Annotated in this window: 18 protein-coding genes and 1 pseudogene; 11 read left to right on the forward strand and 8 right to left on the reverse strand. The window is 59.3% G+C overall.

What is annotated here, in order from left to right; translation table 11 throughout:
* Positions 1-101: 101 nt before the first annotated feature.
* The 5 genes and pseudogenes from NW830_RS07030 to pstS form a co-directional block, all read right to left on the reverse strand.
* A complete protein-coding gene (locus NW830_RS07030; protein WP_414361521.1) occupies positions 102-959 on the reverse strand; it encodes a TlyA family RNA methyltransferase in 858 nt (285 codons plus the stop codon).
* 107 nt (positions 960-1,066) lie between these two features.
* Entirely contained in the window at positions 1,067-1,894 is an 828-nt protein-coding gene (pstB, locus tag NW830_RS07035; protein WP_414404628.1) for a phosphate ABC transporter ATP-binding protein PstB, read from the reverse strand.
* Positions 1,895-1,960: 66 nt separating this feature from the next.
* Entirely contained in the window at positions 1,961-2,860 is a 900-nt protein-coding gene (pstA, locus tag NW830_RS07040; RefSeq protein ID WP_414404629.1) for a phosphate ABC transporter permease PstA, read from the reverse strand.
* Positions 2,861-2,866: 6 nt separating this feature from the next.
* Positions 2,867-3,838 carry a phosphate ABC transporter permease subunit PstC gene (pstC, locus tag NW830_RS07045; RefSeq protein ID WP_414365798.1) on the reverse strand — a complete coding sequence of 324 codons (972 nt, stop codon included), beginning with the start codon at positions 3,836-3,838 and terminating at the stop codon, positions 2,867-2,869.
* Between the two features lie 24 nt (positions 3,839-3,862).
* A pseudogene (gene pstS, locus NW830_RS07050) lies at positions 3,863-4,939 on the reverse strand (phosphate ABC transporter substrate-binding protein PstS).
* 405 nt (positions 4,940-5,344) lie between these two features.
* On the opposite strand from pstS, the gene rplI reads away from it, so the two are divergent.
* From rplI to glmS, 8 genes are all read left to right on the forward strand, one after another.
* Complete coding sequence (gene rplI / locus NW830_RS07055) at positions 5,345-5,809, forward strand: 50S ribosomal protein L9 (protein ID WP_414361512.1); 465 nt, start codon at positions 5,345-5,347, stop codon at positions 5,807-5,809.
* A gap of 137 nt (positions 5,810-5,946) precedes the next feature.
* The gene (gene dnaB / locus NW830_RS07060) at positions 5,947-7,704 is read left to right on the forward strand and encodes a replicative DNA helicase (protein ID WP_414361535.1); all 1,758 of its coding nucleotides are present in this window, start codon (positions 5,947-5,949) and stop codon (positions 7,702-7,704) included.
* Between the two features lie 131 nt (positions 7,705-7,835).
* Positions 7,836-8,732: a universal stress protein gene (locus tag NW830_RS07065; protein WP_414361510.1), complete on the forward strand. Its 897-nt coding sequence runs from the start codon at positions 7,836-7,838 to the stop codon at positions 8,730-8,732.
* Between the two features lie 20 nt (positions 8,733-8,752).
* Positions 8,753-9,565: a nickel pincer cofactor biosynthesis protein LarB gene (larB, locus tag NW830_RS07070; RefSeq protein WP_414361508.1), complete on the forward strand. Its 813-nt coding sequence runs from the start codon at positions 8,753-8,755 to the stop codon at positions 9,563-9,565.
* A 235-nt stretch (positions 9,566-9,800) separates the two neighbouring features.
* Positions 9,801-10,634 (forward strand): TerC family protein, encoded by an 834-nt coding sequence (locus tag NW830_RS07075; protein ID WP_414361506.1) that lies wholly within the window; start codon positions 9,801-9,803, stop codon positions 10,632-10,634.
* Between the two features lie 147 nt (positions 10,635-10,781).
* Positions 10,782-11,729 carry an ABC transporter ATP-binding protein gene (locus tag NW830_RS07080; RefSeq protein WP_414361505.1) on the forward strand — a complete coding sequence of 316 codons (948 nt, stop codon included), beginning with the start codon at positions 10,782-10,784 and terminating at the stop codon, positions 11,727-11,729.
* Positions 11,729-12,901, forward strand: coding sequence for an MlaD family protein (locus NW830_RS07085; RefSeq protein ID WP_414361503.1), 1,173 nt, complete (start codon positions 11,729-11,731; stop codon positions 12,899-12,901). The genes NW830_RS07080 and NW830_RS07085 overlap by 1 nt, the downstream gene beginning before the upstream one ends.
* A 189-nt stretch (positions 12,902-13,090) precedes the next feature.
* Entirely contained in the window at positions 13,091-14,938 is a 1,848-nt protein-coding gene (glmS, locus tag NW830_RS07090; protein ID WP_414361502.1) for a glutamine--fructose-6-phosphate transaminase (isomerizing), read from the forward strand.
* An 8-nt stretch (positions 14,939-14,946) separates the two neighbouring features.
* Here glmS and kaiC read toward each other — a convergent pair whose 3' ends face one another.
* From kaiC to NW830_RS07105, 3 genes are read right to left on the reverse strand one after another with little or no spacing between them, the layout of a single operon-like run.
* Positions 14,947-16,548 carry a circadian clock protein KaiC gene (gene kaiC, locus NW830_RS07095; RefSeq protein WP_414361500.1) on the reverse strand — a complete coding sequence of 534 codons (1,602 nt, stop codon included), beginning with the start codon at positions 16,546-16,548 and terminating at the stop codon, positions 14,947-14,949.
* Positions 16,549-16,571: 23 nt separating this feature from the next.
* Positions 16,572-16,874 carry a circadian clock protein KaiB gene (gene kaiB / locus NW830_RS07100; RefSeq protein WP_414361499.1) on the reverse strand — a complete coding sequence of 101 codons (303 nt, stop codon included), beginning with the start codon at positions 16,872-16,874 and terminating at the stop codon, positions 16,572-16,574.
* Between the two features lie 2 nt (positions 16,875-16,876).
* A complete protein-coding gene (locus NW830_RS07105; RefSeq protein WP_414361498.1) occupies positions 16,877-17,950 on the reverse strand; it encodes a circadian clock protein KaiA in 1,074 nt (357 codons plus the stop codon).
* A gap of 42 nt (positions 17,951-17,992) precedes the next feature.
* On the opposite strand from NW830_RS07105, the gene NW830_RS07110 reads away from it, so the two are divergent.
* Genes NW830_RS07110 through ruvC form a run of 3 tightly spaced genes read left to right on the forward strand, consistent with a single transcriptional unit; the run spans position 17,993 to position 19,994 of the window.
* Entirely contained in the window at positions 17,993-18,925 is a 933-nt protein-coding gene (locus tag NW830_RS07110) for a nucleoside hydrolase (RefSeq protein ID WP_414361496.1), read from the forward strand.
* Positions 18,926-18,982: 57 nt separating this feature from the next.
* Entirely contained in the window at positions 18,983-19,510 is a 528-nt protein-coding gene (gene pgsA, locus NW830_RS07115; RefSeq protein ID WP_414361533.1) for a CDP-diacylglycerol--glycerol-3-phosphate 3-phosphatidyltransferase, read from the forward strand.
* On the forward strand, positions 19,467-19,994 hold the full coding sequence (gene ruvC, locus NW830_RS07120; RefSeq protein WP_414361494.1) for a crossover junction endodeoxyribonuclease RuvC: 528 nt from the start codon (positions 19,467-19,469) through the stop codon (positions 19,992-19,994). The genes pgsA and ruvC overlap by 44 nt, the downstream gene beginning before the upstream one ends.

Here is a 19,994-nt window from a genome sequence, read left to right on the forward strand (position 1 = left end):
TTGGGAAGGGCTAGGCTTTGGCATGATTTGCTCCCTAGAACCAGAATCAGTCAGAGGGTGCTATCCATCCCCACCGTATAGACCGTGGGGAATTCCGCACCTTACGTTAACCCAGGGCTGAGCTGGCGGCTAGGGGAGCAAAGAGCTGCTTTTGCCTGCTCGCTCAGCTGCTGTAAGGCGCTGAAGGTGGGAAGCGGGATCCCTTCTCCTTCCGCCAGCCAGAGCCAGTACTCGATGTTGCCAGCGGGACCACTGATGGGCGACCAGGTATAGCCCTGCACCCGCCAGCCGCGGGCCACCGCCGCCTGCATTACCGTCTGCAGCACGCGGGCATGGATGGCCGGATCCCGCACGACTCCCCTTTTGCCCACCTGGCCTCGGCCGGCCTCAAACTGGGGCTTGACCAGCAGCAGAGCCTCCCGCGGCGACCGCAACAGCTTCCACAAGGGATCCAACACCTTGGTTAGGGAAATAAAAGAGAGATCCACCACGGCCAGATCCGCCCAGCTGGGGGTGGGCACCTCAGTTCCGTAGAGATCGGCTGGCTGCAGATAGCGCAAGTTGGTTCTTTCCTTGACAATCACCCGCGGGTCGCTTCGCAAAGACCAAGCCAACTGCCCATAGCCCACATCCACCCCATAGACCCGCTGCGCCCCCTGTTTGAGTAGGCAATCGGTAAAGCCCCCCGTAGAGATGCCCGCATCCAAACAAACACGGCCCTGCACCTGAACAGGAAAGGTCTGCAGCGCCCCCTGCAGCTTTTCTCCCCCCCGCGAGACAAAAGCAGGCTTGGACTGGATGTGGACCATGGGATCCCCGCTCACCCAGGCTCCAGCCTTCTCCGCCCGCACCCCATTGAGGAAAACTTCCCCTGCGAGGATGGCGCGCTGGGCCTGCTGGCGGGAAGAGAAATATCCCCGCTCCACCAACCAGCTATCCAGGCGCACCCGCTCGGCCATCTTGCTGCTGTTAACAGCTCCTACCCGATTTTCCAATTTCTCAGGATAGGAGAGCGGGATCCCTCTCGACCAGATCTGGCTTGGCGCCAGCAGAAATGGGCGGGGGATTAGCCAAACCGTCCGCTCACGTATTCTTCCGTCTCGCGATTGGCGGGAGAGTTGAAGATCTTCTCGGTGCGGTCAAACTCTACTAGCCGCCCATAACGGAACCCTTCCTCGTCAACTTCGGTGTTGAAGAAAGCCGTGAAGTCGGACACACGTGCCGCCTGCTGCATGTTGTGGGTGACGATGATAATTGTGTAGCGACGCCCCAATTCCTTCATCAGCTCCTCAATGCGCAGCGTTGAAATGGGATCTAGCGAGGCACAGGGCTCGTCCATCAGGATCACTTCCGGCTGAATGGCCAAGGTGCGGGCAATGCAGAGGCGCTGCTGTTGTCCGCCGGAGAGGGAAAGGGCGCTCATCCTCAACTTATCTTTCACCTCATCCCAGAGAACAGCCTGGCGCAGCGTGCGCTCCACCAGCTCGTCTAGATCCCCCTGGTAGCCATTGATCCGTGGCCCAAAGGCAATGTTGTCGTAGATAGACTTGGGGAAGGGGTTGGGCTTCTGAAATACCAAGCCAACCCGCCGCCGCACCTCAGAGGGATCCACATCTGGGTCGTAGATATTTTTCCCGTGAAAAATGACCGAGCCTTCTACCCTTGCTCCCGGGATGAGATCGTTCATACGATTAAAGCAGCGCAAGATGGTGCTCTTGCCGCAGCCTGAGGGGCCAATAAAGGCGGTGATGTGATTTTTCGGGATCTTCAGGGAAACCTGCTTAACCGCTAGGTGGGAGCCGTAGTAGACGCTCAAATCCCGCGTCTCTAGTTCAACCTCCAAACGGGTGGATTTCTCAGGAGAGTCGGATTTGCCAGAGAGTGGAGAGCGCATAGGAGTACCGAAGGAGATAACGTCACTGCAAAGCCTAGATTGAGTTAAAGCAACACGTGAGAGGGATTAGATGGTGATGGTTTCCTGCCGACGACTGACGATGAGCCGAAAACTGACCGTGGTGATCAACACCAAAATCACCAGAGCCAAAGCCCCTCCCCAGGCAATCTTCTGCTGGTTTTCAAAAGGAACGAGGGCAAAGTTGTAGATCAACACAGCCAGTGAAGCTACCGGTTTCAACAGACCGCTGGGCCAGAGGAAGCTAAACAAAGCAGTGAAGATCAGGGGCGCCGTCTCACCCGCAGCGCGGGCAATGGCCAACGTCACCCCCGTCAGGATCACCGGCAGAGCTGCCGGCAACACCACGCGAAACACCGTCTGCACTCGCGAAGCCCCCAGCGCATAGGCAGCAGCCCGCGTATCTGCCGGCACCAGGCGCAGCGCCTCTTCACAAGACAAAATAATGATGGGCAGGGTCAACACCGATAGAGCCACCCCGCCGGCGAGGGCCGAGAAGGTCTTGGTGGAGAGCACCAACACCCCGTAGGCAAACACCCCGGCAATGATAGAGGGAACCCCTGTCAACACCTTGATGATGAAGCGCAGAAAGGAAGCTATAGGTCTGTTTTGGCCAAACTCCGAGAGATAGATGGCAGCAAACAGTCCGATGGGGAAGGTGATGGCGATAGCAATCGACACCACAATAATTGTCCCCAGCACCGCGTTGCCAAATCCGCCCACCTGATCGCCGGGAGGAGGGGGAAGTTGGGTCAGCGCTTGCCAGTTCAAGCGCTCGATGCCTCTGGTGAAAACGTAGTAGAGGATAAGAACCAGCACGAAAATGGCAAAGAGGCTGGAGAAAACTGTCAGCGCTGTCATTCCTACATCCAAGAAGACGCGCCGCCAGGACTTTGCTCTGCGCTTGAACAAATTGCCTTGCTCTACCGCCTGAACTTGCGTCGTCATGTTCCTCTACTCCCGCGAAGCTGTCAACGCGAACTTGACACGGCGTATCATCAGCTCCGCCGCAATGTTAACTACCAGAGTGATGGCCAACAAAATCAAGGCCACATACATGAGCGCTGCCACCTGCTCAGGGCCTGCTTCTGCGAACTCGTTGGCCAACAGGGCCGGGATGTTGCTGGCAGGAGCCAGGAGCGAGACGCTAATACCGCGGGCATTACCAATTAGCATTGCCACTGCCATCGTCTCCCCCAAGGCACGTCCCAAACCCAAAACCACCGCCCCTAGCATGCCGCCAATGGCCGCCGGCAGCACAACCCCAAAGATGGCTTCCCAGCGAGTGGCCCCCATCGCATAGGCAGCCGCCCGCAACTCCGGCGGAACGGCCACCAGCACTTCCCTGGCAATGGCAGTGATGATGGGGATGATCATGATCCCCAAGACAACCCCTGCCGTCAGCATCCCCGGCCCCACCGGTGGCGTACTGAAAATGGGCAACCACCTGAAGTTCTGGAACAGGAACATCTGAATCGGGCGAAAGAAGGGAATGAAGATAAACAACCCCCAAATGCCGTAGACCACGCTGGGAATGGCTGCCAGCAGCTCCACCACGATGATCAAGACTGTGCGCAAAGACTTGGGCAGAAAGTCCTCACTCAAAAAGATGGAGATGCCGAAGCTAAAAGGAACGCCCACGATCAGGGCAATCAGAGAAGTCACCAGGGTGCCGTAGATCTGGGGCCAAGCGCCGTAGTTGTTCTCAACAGGATCCCAGGTGGTGCCCCAGAAAAAGCCCAGCCCGAACTTCTGAATGGCAGGTAGCGACTGGATCCCAATCTCCAGGGCAATCCACAACAGCAGCAAAGCCGAGAAAAAGACGGCAATCCGCGTTGCCCAGATGAACAACCAGTCGCGCCGGCGCTGGAAGACGGGCCGGGGCCGAAATAGAGAACTGCTCTCTGAAGAAAAAGTAGTGGTCATCTGCCGAGTAGGAGGTACCAACTTTTACGGCGTGATGTTTTCCAGAGCAGCCAGAGCTTTCTGCCGCGTTTCTTCCGGCAAGGGCACATAGCCCAGCGGCTCCGCGAAGGATTGCCCTTCCGTGAGGCCGTAGCGGAGAAACTCCTTGACAGCTTTGGAGGTTTCAGCTTTGGGGTAGACTTTGTAGGCCAAGATCCACGTGTAGCCCACAATGGGGTAGGAGTCTTCCCCGGCGGGATCCGGGTCAACCCCCAACAGCCGCTCGTCAAGCTTGATTCTGGCCAGTGCCGCCTGCTCCGTCTCAACTTTGGGGGTGACGAACTTGCCCGACCGGTTTTCCAGGCGAGCGATGTTCAGGTTGTTGAGCTTGGCGAAGCCGAACTCCACATAGCCAATCGCGCCAGGGATCTGCTTAATCTGCTCGGAAACACCTTCGTTACCGCGAGCTCCTACCCCGGTTGGCCAGTTCACGGAAGAGCCACGACCCACTTTTTGCCGCCATTCCGGGCTAATGGCGTTGAGGTGGGTGGTAAAGATGTCGGTGGTGCCGCTGCCGTCGGAGCGGTGCACAACGGTAATCGGCAAATCCGGGAAAGTCACCCCTGGATTAAGGCCAGCCAGCAGCGGATCGTTCCAGTTCTTAATTTTGCCCAAGAAGATATTTACCAGCGCTAGGCGAGAGAGGCGAATTTCGGGGCCCACGCCGGGGATGTTGTAGGCTGCCACCACTGCCCCCCCCACCATCGGCACGGCCACCATGCCCTTGGGAGGGTTGGCTTCACTCTCGATCTGGCTGATCTCTTCGGGACGCGGCACACTGTCGCTGGCGCCGAAATCGACAGTGCGAGCCACAAATTACCGCCGCCCGGCACCGCTCCCCACCGACTGATAGTTGACTTGGATGTTGGGGTTTTTCTTGCCAAATTCTTGAGCCCAAGTTTGGTAGATGGGAGCCGGGAAAGTAGCTCCAGCGCCGTTGATGGTTACGGTCTTCTGAGCAAATACCCGCTGCCAATTTGCCTGGCTGGCCACAAACCCAGCAACCGTGGCAGAGACGGACTTCAGGAAAGAACGACGTCCCAAGGAGCGCAGCATCAACATACAGAAATCTCCCAGATGAAGATGGTGTCTCGATCCAACTCTGAGTGCTCTAACCTCAGAACCTGCTCAAGCCGGGCTGATCTCAAAAAAACAAGGGATCCCGTTAAAGACCCTTGCCACTCTGGTTCTTGTCGTTAATGTAATATAACGTTTATCCTTTTTGGTTAACGTGAGGTTAAAATCAGGTTATTTCTGTCTGTAGCTAGTCTCCCTTGTCGCTCTTTCCAGGGATCCCTTGCAGGGGAGAATACCCTCGATCGAGGAAACGCAGCGTGAAGACCCCCGGATTCAAGGGCCTACGGCTGGGCTCTGGGACCGGCTGAGTTTTCCGAGCTCTTTAGGCTGACATCAGCTTGGCAAATGCTTAGAATGGAAGACTGGCGAGAAAATTCAGTGCTTTCCTCCATGGCTAAACGTAACGTGCAGGTTATGCTGCGCCAGGCGGTCCCGGGCTTGGGCAGCCCAGGGGAGGTGGTGAGTGTCAAGCCTGGCTATGCCCGCAACTACCTTTTCCCGCGGCAGATGGCGGTGCGGCTTACGCCTGGGCTTCTCAAGGAGCAGCAGATGCGTCGGGAGCAGGAGGCTGCCCGCAAATTGGCGGAGAAGCAACAGGCGGAAAACTACAAAAAGGCTTTGGAGACCATCGGTCGCTTTGTCATCCGCAAGAAGGTAGGCGAAAAGGATTTGCTCTTCGGGCAAGTGACCACCACCGACATTGCCGAGGTGGTGCTGGCCACCAGCGGCCTGGATATCGATCGCCGCAACATTCTGCTCAACGAGGAGATCAAGAAAACCGGGGTTTACCTGGTGCAAGTGAAGCTGCACCCAGAAGTAACAGCCACGCTACGCATTCAGGTCACGCCTGAGTGAGAGAGAAATCCCAGGGGGCAATGGGAGATAGCAAGTAAAGCTTGGCCTGGCCGCTTAAGGTGCTCGGCCAAGCAGCTGGCGAGTGTGGAGCTGGGTTGGTTTTTCTATCCTGGCTGGTGGTGATTGGCGATTACGACCTGACAGGTGGGGATCGACTTCCGCCGCAGAACGTAGAAGCTGAGGAGGAGATCCTGGGGGGCATTCTCCTCGATCCCGAGGCAATGGCGCGGGTAGCGGAGTTCCTGCGTCCCGAGATGTTTTACCTCTCGGCCCACCAGGAGATTTATCGAGCCGCCCTGCACCTGCACAGCCAAGGCCAACCCACCGATCTAATGACGGTTTCTGCCTGGTTGGCAGATCACCACCTCCTCGAGCGAGTGGGCGGGACGGCGGCAATTCGTCGCCTGGTGGAGCAGACAGTTAGCAGTGTCAACATTGACCAGTACGCCCGCCTGGTGGTGGACAAGTACATGCGCCGCCGGCTGATTCAAGTCAGCAGCAACTTGGCGCGTCTGGCCTACGACACTAGCCAGCCCCTCTCTCAGCTCCTGGATCGGGCTGAGCAAGAGGTGTTCAGCCTCACCCAGGAGCGAGTGCAGCGCAGCCTTGTTCCGGCCTCGGAAGTTTTGGTGAGCCTCTTCTCCGATTTGGAGGAGAAATTCCAAAGTGGGGCCCAGTTCCCCGGGATCCCGACCAAATTCATTGACCTCGACAACCTAACCCAGGGCTTGCAGCGGTCGGATCTGGTCATCCTAGCCGGCCGTCCCTCGATGGGAAAAACCAGCCTGGCCCTTAATATTGCCCAAAATGTGGCTGCCTACGTCAAGCAACCGGTAGCCATCTTCAGCCTAGAGATGTCGCGGGAGCAGCTGGTGCAGAGGCTTCTAGCCAGCGAAGCCCGCATTGAGAGCAGTCGTCTGCGCTCAGGGCGCATCAGTGAAAACGAGTGGCAGCGCCTGGGTCAAGCCATTGGCTTTTTGTCACAACTGCCTTTGTTTATCGACGACACACCCAATTGCACTGTTACAGAAATTCGCTCCAAGGCGCGGCGTCTGCAGGTGGAGCAAGGGGGGACATTGGGACTGGTGTTGATCGACTACTTGCAGTTAATCCAGGGATCAGAGTCCGACAACCGGGTGCAGGAGTTGTCGCGCATTACCCGCGGCCTCAAGGCGCTAGCCAAAGAGCTGAGGGTGCCGGTGCTGGTGCTGTCTCAGCTTAGCCGGGCGGTGGAGTCGCGCTCGGACAAGCGGCCGCAGCTAGCAGATTTGCGAGAGTCGGGTTGCCTGGCCGGCGACACCCGCGTGAGGGACGTAGATCGCGGCAAGATCTGGCGGCTAGATCAGCTGGCAGCCCTGCCGCCTTCAGCGGAACTACCGCGCCTGCTTAGCCTCAACGGGCGCGGGCGCTTGGTGCCCCAACAGCCGGTGAAGGTATTTTGCAGTGGGCGACAGCCCACTTGTCTTCTGAGAACCCGCCTCAACTTCTCCATTCGCGCCACTGGCAACCACCCCTTCCTGACTCGGGAAGGCTGGAAAACCCTCGACGAGCTGCAACTGGAAGAGGAGGTGGCGGTGGTGGTGCAGGAGGGATTGATCTGGGATCCAGTCGTCTTCATCAGCGAGCCGGGGGAGCCGCAGCCGGTTTACGACATTGAAATGCCCCGCCACCACAATTTTGTGGCCAACGGTCTGCTGGTGCACAACAGCATTGAACAGGATGCCGACGTGGTGATGATGATCTACCGCCCAGAGTACTACGATCCCAACACCAGCGATCGCGGCATTGCCGAAGTGATCATCGCCAAGCACCGCAACGGCCCCACCGGCACCGTGCGCCTTTTGTTTGAAAGCCAGTACACCCAGTTTCGGAACTTGGCAGACCCCTATCGATAAGCAAAAGCTGCGGCAGAGGTGGATCCGGACTCCCTTTCAAGGGCAGGTCTAAGCCTGCGAGGTGTTAGCCTGAGATTGCCCCTGCTGGAGCAGGGCGCCGTTGCTGCCTACCCCCCTCTGCCCAAAGCCATATGTTCAAAAGCCTGCTGATTGCCACTGACTGCCGAGATGGACTGCAGCGTTTTGGCAAATGCCTGGAAGAGCTTCACCTGAATGGGATTGAACGCGTTGCCTTCGTGCACAGCATTGCCTGGCAGGACGACGACATAGGCCTTCCCGAAGACATCACCCCCGCCGTGCAGGCGCAACAGGCTCGCCTGCAGGAGGTGTTGAGCGCCATTCCTGGGGGGCTGGAAGTCAAGGTCTTGGTACAGGCGGGCAAGGCGGTGGATCTGATTTTAAAGGGGATCCAAACCTACAGCTCCGACTTGCTAATCACCGGCATGGGGATCCACAACCTGCTCACGGAAAAACTGTTTGGCAGCACCACTGTGGAGCTGCTGCCTAAGTTAACCATCCCCTTGCTGGTGATGCGACCGCAACTGCTGGCCGTCTTTACCCTAGAGGAGTTGCGTCTGCGCAGCCGCCACCTCCTTCGCAGCCTCCTGGTACCCTTTGACTTTGAAGAGCCGCGCCGGCAACTGCTTGAGCGTCTTGGTCAACTGCTGCCGGGAACTTCCCAGTGCCAGTCAGTTACCCTGCTCTATGTAGTGGATCCCAGCGCCCGCCGCAACCAGGGCATGGCGGTGGAGGTGCTCAAACGCAAGGCTGAGGCCGACTTGGCTCAGGTAATCGGGCCGTTGAACGAGCAGGTGCAGCCGCTGCAGGTGCGGGCCCTGGTACGGGTGGGATCGCCGCTGCAGGAGATCCTGGCCACTGCCGCTGCTGAGGACGTGACCGCCATTGCCACCGCCTCTCCGCGGGTGGGCAGCTTTTGGGAGTGGTCGGTTCGCAGCCTCACTGGCGAGATCCTGCGGCAAAGTTGGCATCCGGTGTTGTTTTTCCCACGCCGGTCTTTGGCCCAGTAGAGCTGCTCAATCCCCTAGCTATGGCCGACCCAACCCAAAGCTTGCGAGAACTGTTGCAGGCAGTGGCTCAAGGGAGGCTCTCTCCCGAACAAGCCCTGCAAGCCTGTCGCTTTCTGCCCTTCGAGACCGTGGGAGACTTCGCCCGCCTGGATCACCACCGTCCTTGGCGCACGGGCTTTCCCGAAGCAGTGTGGGGGCCGGGCAAAACCCCTGAGCAAATTGCCCAGATCCTAGAACGGCTCCACTGGCAGGGATCCCTGGCTTTGGCCACCCGCGTGGAGGCTTCTACCTATGACCAGATCCGCCGCTGGCTGCCCCAGGCGCAGTATTCTCCAGTGGCCCGTCTGTGTTGGCTCCCGGCCCAGCAGGCACCCCGCTATCCCGGTCAGATTAGTGTCATTTCCGCTGGCACCGCCGATGTGCCGGTAGCTGAAGAGGCCGCGCTTACCGCCGAGCTTTGCGGGTTTACGGTCAAGCGCCTTTGGGATGTGGGGGTAGCCGGGATCCATCGCCTGCTGCACCACCGCGCTGCCCTAGAGGCCGATGTGCTGATCGTGGTGGCGGGCATGGAGGGAGCCTTGGCTAGCGTAGTGGCCGGCCTGGCGGACTGTCCGGTGATTGCTGTGCCCACTAGCATTGGCTACGGGGCCAGCTTCCAGGGCTTGGCCGCGCTGCTGACCATGCTCAACTCCTGCGCTGCCGGCGTGGGAGTGGTGAACATCGACAACGGCTTTGGGGCGGCCATCCTAGCTGCCCAGATCCTGCGCTGTGGCCACCGCCTGGCATCGCGGTTGCCCTCCCCTGCACCTCCTGGAGAGAGCAGAGAAGGTTAAGAAATGTAAAACGATCCCAAGCCGGACAGGCTATACTCAGGCCATGCTAGGGCTTTGGAGGGGAGGTTGTGGCCAAAAATTGAGGGAGGGATCCCTTCTCCAGGTATCTTTTGTTAGGTGTCTTTGGGGCGCTTCCTCAACGACCATAAAAATCTCCTGGAAGGGGTTGTCGAGAGATCTGGGATAGCGGTCTGGAGTTGGCTGCACCGAACAACAATTTTTTTGACTGGGGTACGTGAAGCTTGCTGCTATGTCAATCGAGGCAATAGGTACCACTGTTGTTCAAGGGATAATTCAGTCCTTCACTTGGACGGACCTCTTTTTGGTGGTGGTCTTGGTGTTTTTGGAAGCGGCCCTCTCTGCAGACAATGCTGTCGCCCTCGCGGCTTTGGTCAAGCATTTGCCCACCCCTCAGCAACAACACCGGGCCCTACGCTGGGGCATCGTAGGTGCCTACAGTTTTCGCATCGCCATTGTGTTTGCAGCGGTTTGGTTGGTCGAGTACCCCCCTGCTCGATTTTTGGGGGCCTGCTACCTGCTCTGGCTGGCCTGGCAACATTTTCGCGGGCAGGAGGAAGGCCCGGCGCAGGACCTCACCCGCCAGGCCAATTTTTGGCAAACCCTGGTCATGGTGGAGCTCACCGATCTCGTGTTCTCGTTTGACAGTATTGCTGCTTCTGTAGCTGTCTCCCGCAAGGCCTGGGTGATTATCCTGGGGGGCATCCTCGGCATTACCCTAATGCGCTACATGGCCTCTTTGTTTTTGCGCTGGCTGGATGAGTTTTCCCGTCTGGAGGATGCTGCCTTTGCCATCATCGCGCTGGTAGGGATCCTCATGCTGCTGGAGGTGTTCTTCCCCCAAATTGAGATTCCGGAATGGGGGATGGTGGTGGCTGTGCTGCCTTTGTTTATCTGGGGCTTTTCGCAGCGTACCAGCTCCTGCGCGGCAGCCGAGGAACAGCCCCTGGCCCTGGCCGATCTCAAGGAGTTCCACCGAACCGAAGGGATCCCTGCCAGCCTAGCCCCCCTGCCTGAGGCCGAGCCTGCTCCCGAGCTACAGCCGGACTAAGGAGCCTCACGGACAGCTTGTTCCGGATCCCTGGACCTGGGAGGTCTGGTGGCTAAGAGACAAAGGCTGGCAGGTGCTCCGTAGCCTTAGCTGCTGGAGGCAACAGCAGCAAGTTGTTCGCGTAGTGCGACGGCTCTTAAACTAGCAATGGAACGCAAGCCACGGGAGGGAGGCACCCTGACCTTGCAGTTCTGCTGGAAGTGTTGGGCGAAGTGCTTCAGAAAGGACATTGGCACCAGCCTGAACGGCCAACAGCCGCCGCCAGCGGAGAGTCCCCAACCCCAGTCTGGAGCGGGGAAGGGAGATCCCGTACCCTTGGTGGAGCTACGGCAGGTTTCCAAGCGCTTTGGAACCACGCTGGTGCTTGACCAAGTCGATCTGAAGGTGCATCGGGGCGATGCTCTGGGGCTAGTGGGGCCTTCTGGCACCGGCAAATCAACTCTGTTGCGCATCATCGCTGGCCTGACAGAGCCGGACGCTGGCGAGGTGTTCTGGTGCGGCATCCCCCTGCCGGAGATTCAGCTCCACCACCGCACTCCCCCCTTGCGGGTAGGCATGGTATTCCAGCAAGCGGCCCTCTTCGACTCCCTGACGGTGGAGGAAAACGTCGGGTTTTTGCTCTATGAGCACTCGCGGCTGCCAAGGGCACGCATTCGAGAGCTGGTGGCAGCCAAGCTGGAAGCAGTGGGGCTGGCGGGTAAGGAGGACAGCCTGCCGGAGGAGCTCTCGGGGGGGATGCGCAAGCGGGTTAGCTTTGCCCGCGCCATCATGGAAGATCCTTCGCTGCCCCAAAACGAGCCCCAACTCCTACTCTACGACGAGCCCACAGCGGGCCTGGATCCGATTGCTTCCACGGTGATCGAAGATCTCATCCGGGATCTGCAGCGGGTGAAAAAAGCTTGCGAGAGCTACATCGTGGTGACCCACCAGCACAGCACCATCTACCGCGCTACCGACCGCATCGTGCTCTTGGCCCAGGGGCGGGTGCAGTGGGAGGGATCCGTGCAAGAGATTGAGACAAGCGACAACCCCTTTGTGCGGCAATTTTTCAGCGGTAGCGTAGAAGGGCCAATTCAAGTGGCAGGGCAGGTGTGATGCGTTCGCGAGCAATCCGAGAAGGGGCCGTGGGCCTGTTGATCCTGGCAGGGGCACTGGGCTTTGCTGGGCTGTTTTTGTGGATCTACAACTTGCGCTTTGGCAGCCGCGGCTTCCAGTTTACCGTCACCTATCCCAACGTATCTGGCCTGGCGGAAGGCTCCAGCGTGCGGCTGCGGGGGGTAGCCGTGGGCCGGGTGGAGCGCATCCTGCCCCAGGCGGCCCAGGTGGAGGTGCAGGTGGCCATCGACCAGCCGCTGGCCATCCCCCGCGATGCCCTGTTTGTTACCACCCAGACAGGGCTAGTGGGGGAGACGGTGATGGACATCCTGCCGCGGACGGCTGTTCAGGTAGCAGGATCTCCCTTGGCGCCCGACTGCGACCGCAGCCAAATCATCTGCAATGGCGATGTGGTGGAGGGCACAGCGGGGGTAGATTTTGGCCAGTTGTTGATCCAGCTGGATCAACTGGTGCGGCGCATCAACAGTGACGAGCTCTTCGATACCCTCAACGCTACCTTGGAGGAAGTCACCCGCGTTGCCAACAGCCTGTCCAGTCTCTCGGAAAGCGTGGAAAAGCGGGTGGAGGAGCTGGATTTATCGCAATTTAGCGCTGCCGCCGCGGCTATCCGGGAGACGGCTGTGGCGGCGAAGGGAACAGCTCAAAGTTTGCAAGCAGCTGCTGACCAGTTTGCCCTGCTGGTGGCCCAGAACCGCCCCTCCCTCTATGCTGCCCTGGCCAATATCCAGCAGGTCAGTGCCGATCTACAAGCCATGTCAAGCGCGGTTCGCCCCCTGCTTACCGATCCCCAACTGCAAGAGAATGTGCGCCAGCTCCTGGCAGGGGCGCGAGTAGCGGCGGAGAACGCGGCCAAGGCCACTGAGGATCTGCGGCAGATTACGGCTGCCCTCAACGATCCGGGCACCCTGGCCACCCTGCGCCAAACCCTAGACTCGGCCCGCATCTCCTTTCAAAATGTGCAAAAGATCACTGCTGACATTGACGAGCTGACGGGGGATCCCCAGTTTCGCCGCGCTCTCCGGGAGCTGGTGCTGGGGCTGAACAACTTGGTCTCCAAGGCCCCCGCAGAAGACGGGATCCAGCCTGCAGCAGCCCAAGGGTATCGCTTCCGTTTTGCGCCTGTTTCCTTTTGCCGAGGGGGCTGCCTCTAGCTCCCCAGAAGGGCAATAGCAGCCTGCCTGGCCTCCCCCTCTGGCAGGAGCTTAACAACCAGTCCGCCGCTTCCACGCTGGCCACCCGCCGGCGGCCGCAGAAACCATTGATGGGTTCCCGAAGCTGGGGTAGGCTTTGCCAATGGGGTGCTCCCCACCGCTGACGCGAGCAGGGTTGAGGTGTGAGGAATGTGTGGCATTGTCGGCTATGTGGGCTTTCAGTGGGCTGCCCCCATTCTGGTGGAGGGCTTGCGCACCTTGGAGTATCGCGGCTATGACTCCGCCGGTATTGCCACAGTGGATCCAGAAGAGGGCTTGAGGATTGTGCGGGCCACTGGCAAGCTGCACAACTTGCTGGTGAAACTCACTACCAACATGCCCACAGCCAAGGTAGGGATCGGCCACACCCGCTGGGCCACCCACGGCGGTGTCAGTGAGGAAAATGCCCACCCCCACTGTGATGCCCGCGGCCGCATTGTGGTTATCCAAAACGGCATTGTGGAGAACTACCTGGAGCTGAAGGAGGAGCTTCTGCAGCGAGGGGTTGCCTTTCGCTCCCAGACCGATACCGAAGTCATCGCCCAACTCCTCGGCTTCTACACTGAGGAGCTGGGATCTTTTGAGGTGGCCTTTGCCAAGGTGATGGAACGACTGCGGGGGGGAAATGCTGTGGTGGCTTTGGATCGGGAGGTGCCGGATCGGCTAATCGCCGCCCGCTTGGGTAATGCGGGGGCTGTAGTGATTGGCGAAGGAGAAGGGGAAAATTTTGTTGCCTCGGATCTGCCCGCCATCATCCGCCACACCCGCAGGGTGGTGTTTCTGGAAGATGGGGAGATGGCCATCCTCACTGCCTCCAGCGTGCGCTACCTACGCATTACCGGCGAAGAGCTGCGCAAACCCCCCCTCACCGTGGCCTGGGATCCCGTCTCGGCGGCCAAGGGGGGCTACAAGCACTTCATGCAAAAAGAGATCCATGAGCAGCCGCGCACCATCACTGAGACGCTGCGGGGGCGGACGGATCTGGAAAGGGGGCGGGTGAACCTGGAGGGACTGGCCCTGACGGAGGCGCAGCTGGCCCAGGTGGAGCAGATTCATGCCGTGGCCTGCGGCACTGCCTGGCATGCTTGTCTGGTGCTCAAGTACTTCATTGAGAGCCTGGCTCGCATCCCGGTGCAGGTAGACTATGCTTCCGAATTTCGCTACCGCCAGCCAGTGCTGCGTCCCCACGACCTGCTTGTAGCCCTCACCCAGTCCGGTGAGACGGTGGATACGCTAGCAGCCATGAGCGAGGCCCGCACCCAAGGGATCCCCACCCTGGCCATTGTCAACGCCATTGGCTCCCAGGCCACGCGCCTGGCGGATGCGGGGGTCATCTACCTCCACGCCGGGCCGGAGATTGCCGTTGCCTCCACCAAGGTGTTTACCGGCATGCTGGTGGCAGGGTACCTGCTGGCCCTGCAACTGGCCCAGGCCAAAGGGATCCTCAGCCCCGCCCAGATCCGATCCCACCTGCAAGCTCTCATCGAGCTGCCGAGCAAGATTAGCCTCCTGCTAAAAGACGCCGCCCTCTACGAGCAGTTGGCCGAGCAGTACCACCACGTCACCGACATGCTTTATCTGGGCCGCTGGGTCAATGCCCCCATTGCCCTGGAGGGGGCGCTAAAGATGAAAGAAGTCAGCTACATCCACGCCGAGGGCTACCCAGCAGGGGAGATGAAGCATGGCCCCATTGCCCTCATCGACGAGCGCATGCCGGTGGTGTGTATTGCCACCCGCGATCCCGTCTACGAAAAAATGCTCTCCAACATCGAGCAGGTGCGGGCGCGGGGCGGGCGAGTCATTGCCCTGATCAATCCGGAAGATACCCAGGTCCGGGAAAAAGCCGACCACGTCATCGAGGTGCCCAGCACCACCCCTCTGCTGGCCTCAGTTTTGAATGTCATCCCCCTGCAGTTGTTTGCCTACGCCATGGCCCTCCGCCGGGGGGCTGACGTGGATCAGCCGCGTAATCTGGCTAAGTCAGTTACGGTAGAATAGCTGCTCCTTTAGTCGAGCGATTGCACATTTTGCACAATTCGAGAAAGCTCACTTCTCTCATCCACACTGATTCGAGTCGGGGAGCCACTGATAATCCGCTCGTAGCCGCGGAAGGAATCGCGAATTTCAATACCCGAATTGGAGATGACGTACTCGCGGATGCCCTTGTCGTGCCAGGATCCCCGCATCTTGAAGACGTTGAGGGCCCGCGCCATCTCGCCCCGAATCTCCACATACTGCAGCAGAATAATCGTGTCGGTAATGGTGGAGATGTGGGACTCGGTGATGGAATGGGATCCCATGAATTGGTCAGTAGTATTGGTGAAAAAGCCAGTAATCTCCTCCTGCTTGGCTAGGCTAGTTACACCAATTACAAACTGCCGAAAAGCGTCTTGGCTCACGCCCCGCGCCAGCGCTGAGAGGGAGTCGATGGCCATGCGGGAAGGCTTGAAAGCCATCATCTCCGCTTTGATCCGCTGCAGGTGGTCTTCCAGACCGGCCGACTCCGGGTAGGTGCAAATGATCTTGAGGAGGCCCTGCCGTTCAAACCCCTCCAGGTCAATGCCCCAGGAGGAGGCATTGCGGGAAAGCTGCGCCCGCGACTCTTCATAGGCAAAGAGGAGGCAGCGCTCTCCGTTCAGGCAGCCCCGCTCGAGAAACTTGCTCACCAGCGAAGTCTTGCCGGTTCCCGTGGCACCGGTGGCCAGGATAATTGAGTCCTTGAAGAAGCCGCCGCCGCACATCTCGTCTAGCTTCTCAATCCCAGAAGAGATGCGCACATTGGAGGAGCGCTGCGTGAGTTGCATCGCCCCCAGGGGGAAGATGCTGATCCCCTCGTTGGTGATGGTAAAGGGATATTCCCCCTTCATGTGGGTGGTGCCACGCAGCTTCAAGATCTCAATGGTGCGCCGCCGCTTCTCGCCCTCCAGGATGTTGCGCAGGATCACCACGTTGTCGGAGACAAATTCCTCCACCCCGTAGCGGGCAATGGGGCCGTACTCTTCGGTGCGCTCGGTAGTCATGACAGTGGTGACGTTGGCCTGCTTGAGGCGGGCTGTTAGGCGGAAAAGCTCCCGCCGCACCACGCCGGCAGGCTCGTATTGCTGAAAGATGGCTGTTACCGAGTCGATGGCAACCCGCTTGGCCTTGTATTTGCGGATGGCATATTGAATGCGCTCGATGAGGGCTGATAAATCGAAGTTGCCGCTTACTTCGTAGCCCTCTGGATCCGGGGAGGCATCCAGAATGAAGAGCTGGCCTTTGTCAATGAGGGCCTGCAGATCCCAGCCAAAGCTGGAGGCGTTGCGGATAATGTCAGCAGGGGTTTCCTCAAAGGTAACGAAGATCCCTGGCTCTTGGTACTTGACAATGCCGTTGTAGAGAAACTGCAAAGCAAACAGCGTCTTGCCAGTGCCCGAGGTGCCGCTAACCAAGGTGGTGCGCCCCAGGGGCAGCCCGCCATGGCTGATGTCTTCAAAACCTTCAATGCCCGTTTGCTTTTTGGGGATCCCGCGCAGCTCGGGGCTGCCGTTGCGGCAGCTGGGTAGGATCCCCTCGGCAGCAGGGTTCTGCAGGTTTTCCGGCTCAGAGGGTCCCAATGGCTGGCTCATCCCACTCTCTCCCGTAATTTGTCTTAATCCTCTTCGTCTGCTTCTTGGCAGAGCAGATCTAGGCCGATGAGCACCTTCTCGCGGTTGGACAAATCGCCAATAATCTTGCGCACCGGCGGCGGCAGAATTTTGGCCAAGGTCGGTGTTGCCAAGATCTTATCCTCCTCTGCCAGCTGCGGGTTCTTCAAAACATCGATCACCTTCAGGCTGTACACACCGCGGAACTCCTTTTCCAGGATGTCTTGCAAGGTGTTGAGGGCGCGCAGAGAAGTGGGGGTGTTGCCCGCCACATAAAGCTTTAGGACATAGGCTTTGGGACTGGACATAGTTAGGGATCCCTGGGAGCAGGCTTGGGAAGGGAGCGGCGGTACATTTCGCTTAGGTGAGCCATCACGTCGATAAGGGTAAGGCGGTAATCCAGCAGGATCTCTTCGCTGCGACCTTCCAACCTTAGTTGCTTAGCAAAATCCTCCATTAGGTTCATGTGCAACTCCAGCAGTTGGGCAGCACCGATGTCGGCAAAAAAAGCAAGCGCCACCAGCTCGTCAATGCGGGCGTTGACCGTCTCAGGAGACTGAAAATACTCCAAGACAATGGCCTGGTAAAGATTGCGCAGCCGCCGCAGGAGGGCCTGTTGCTCTGCAGGGGGCAGGTGGCGATAAAACAGGGCGGGATCCCGATGGTAGTACACCCCAGCATAGCCCAGCCGTTCTCTCAGCTTTTCTGCCAGCCGCTGCTGCTGCCGGTGGCTGTGGGCTAGGTAGGACTGATCCTCAGGGTGAGGCTGGGCTGGCGGTAAGCTGCAGAGGGGAGAAACCTGGAGAAAGAAGGCAATGGCCCGACTGATGAGCAGCTCCAAGGTGGAAGGGGAAGCCGCAGTCGGGGGGCAAAGCAGCTCTTGGGGGGAGACTAGGCGAACTAGGGTGGCGTTATGGTAGAAAAATTGCTCTCGCTTTAGCCAAGCTCTAGCCTCGGGGGAAAGGGGCTCTGCAGAGGGGTTGGCCGCGTTTTCGAGTTGGCTCTCTGGTGTCTCCGCAACTATAGCCACCACTGTTGGCAACAGCAACCCCTGCCTGCAGAGCTGGTGGCCTAGCTCCTCCAGCAGGGGTAGCCGCTCCAGCGCTACCAAGAACACTAGGCAGTCTGGATGGCTCTCCTCCCGTTGCAGGGCTTCTAGGAGAGACTGCGGATCGGGGAAGACCTCAATGACAAACCGGTCTGGCGACAGCAAAGCCTCTAGCGCCAGCTGCTTTTCCTCGGCTGGCTCCCATGCAAGTAAGAAGCGAATGTGCAGCGGATGGGCGCTGGGCTTCAACAGGATATAACGATTAAGAACCGTCTCTGAGATCTTAAATCTTTCTAAACCTGCCTGAAATCTACCTCGACCCCCAGCGCTAGCCACTCAAGAGGCCTACACTGGGGGGTGGATAGCTTCTAGGACCTCATGCTGCCTTTGATTATCGATTGTGACCCTGGCCAAGACGATGCTGTAGCCCTGCTGCTGGCGCTGGCCTCGCCTGAGCTAGAGGTACTGGGCATTACCACGGTAGCTGGCAATGTCTCTCTGGAGAAGACCAGCCGCAATGCCCGGCAGATCTGCGAGTTGGCCGGTTGTCCGCAGATGGGGGTCTACGCCGGCTGTCCCCGCCCGTTGTTGCGCCCGTTGAAAACGGCTGAGGAGGTGCACGGCAAGAGCGGGATCGACGGGGCGAATTTGCCAGAGCCGCAGATGCCGCTGGGATCCCGGCACGCCGTGCAATTTCTCGTTGAGACGCTGAGGGGGGCGCAGCAGCCGGTTACGGTGGCGCTTCTGGGCCCGATGACCAACCTGGCGGTGGCCCTAGTGCAGCAGCCCCAGATTGTGGAGCGCATCGGACGGCTGGTGTTCATGGGAGGATCCGCTTTTGAAGGCAACGTTACTCCTGCTGCCGAGTTCAACATCCTCACTGATCCCCACGCTGCCCAGATTGTCCTCAGTGCCGGGATCCCCGAAGTGGTCATGCTCGGCCTCAACGTCACCCAACAGGTCCTCAGCACCCCAGAGCGGATTGAGCGCATCCGCGCCCTAGGCACCCGTGTTGGGCAAACGGTAGCCAACATGCTTACCTTCTACGGCAAGTTTGATGTCCAGCGCTACGGCCTGCCAGGAGGGCCCCTGCACGATCCCTGTGTCATCGCTTACCTGTTGCAGCCGCAGTTGTTTGAGCTCAAACCCTGCTACGTAGAGGTGGACACCGTCAGCCCGCTCAACCTGGGCCGGACAGTGGTGGATCGCTGGGGCCTTAGCGGCCGCCCGGCCAACGTGCAGGTGGCCTTTGGGGTGGATGCAGAAGGATTCTACCGCCTGCTCACCGAGCGCCTGGGCCGCTACCGCTAGGTGAAAGAGGAAAAGATGAGCCAGACTCCCCTAGCTCTCTTTGGCAAACCGGCGTGGTTGAACTTGCCCACTGCCATTACTCTACTGCGGCTGGCAGGGATCCCCTTTATCCTGTTGGGGCTGCACCTCGGATCCCCCCAGGGGGAAAGACTAGCCTTCTGGGCGTTTTTGCTAGCGGCGGTAACCGATTGGCTAGACGGCCAGCTGGCCCGTCGCTATGGCCTAGTTACCGACTTGGGCAAGGTCTTGGATCCCTTGGTGGATAAGCTGCTGGTGCTGGCGCCGCTATTGGGCCTAGTGGAGCTGGGACGGATCCCTGCCTGGGGGGTCTTCTTGGTGGTGGGGCGAGAGCTGGCCATTGCTGGGTGGCGAGCCAACCAAGGTCAGGTTCGCGGCGCCAATCTCTGGGGCAAAGCCAAGACAGCTGTCCAAATTCTGGCCATTTCCCTGCTAATTCTAAATTGGCCGGCTGGGATCCCCTGTTTTTGGGTAGCGGTGGCCCTTACCTTAGTTTCGGGGCTGATCTACCTGCGCAGCAACCATGCCGCCGCAACTCCCTCCTCTACAAAAGACCCTCTGGCCTGACAACCTCCCCGAGCAGCGCATCCTTGGCCTTGACCCAGGCTTAGGGAGGGTGGGTTTTGGCTGTATCCTGGCAAGCTCCGACGGCCTCCAGTCCTTGGACTATGGCGTAATCAGCACTCCTGGGGATCAGCCCCTCCACGAAAGGCTGCAGACTCTCTACGAGGATTTAAGGGAGCTCCTGCGGCAGCTGCAGCCTCAGCAGGTGGCCCTGGAAAAACTCTTTTTCTACAAAATGGGCAACACCATTCCCATTGCCCAGGCGCGGGGGGTAATCCTGCTCGTCTTGGCCCAGCATCACCTGGCGCCGGTGGAGTTTACCCCTGCCCAAGTGAAGCAAAGCCTCACAGGCTACGGACGCGCTGACAAACAGGCCATCCAGGCTGCCGTGGCCCGCGAGCTCAACTTGCCCAGCCTGCCCCGCCCCGACGATGCTGCCGATGCCCTAGCTATTGCCCTCACCCTCTGGCACCACCGCTTTGCCTAG

This window comes from Synechococcus sp. OH30 (assembly GCF_047462175.1).
GTDB lineage: Bacteria > Cyanobacteriota > Cyanobacteriia > Thermostichales > Thermostichaceae > Thermostichus.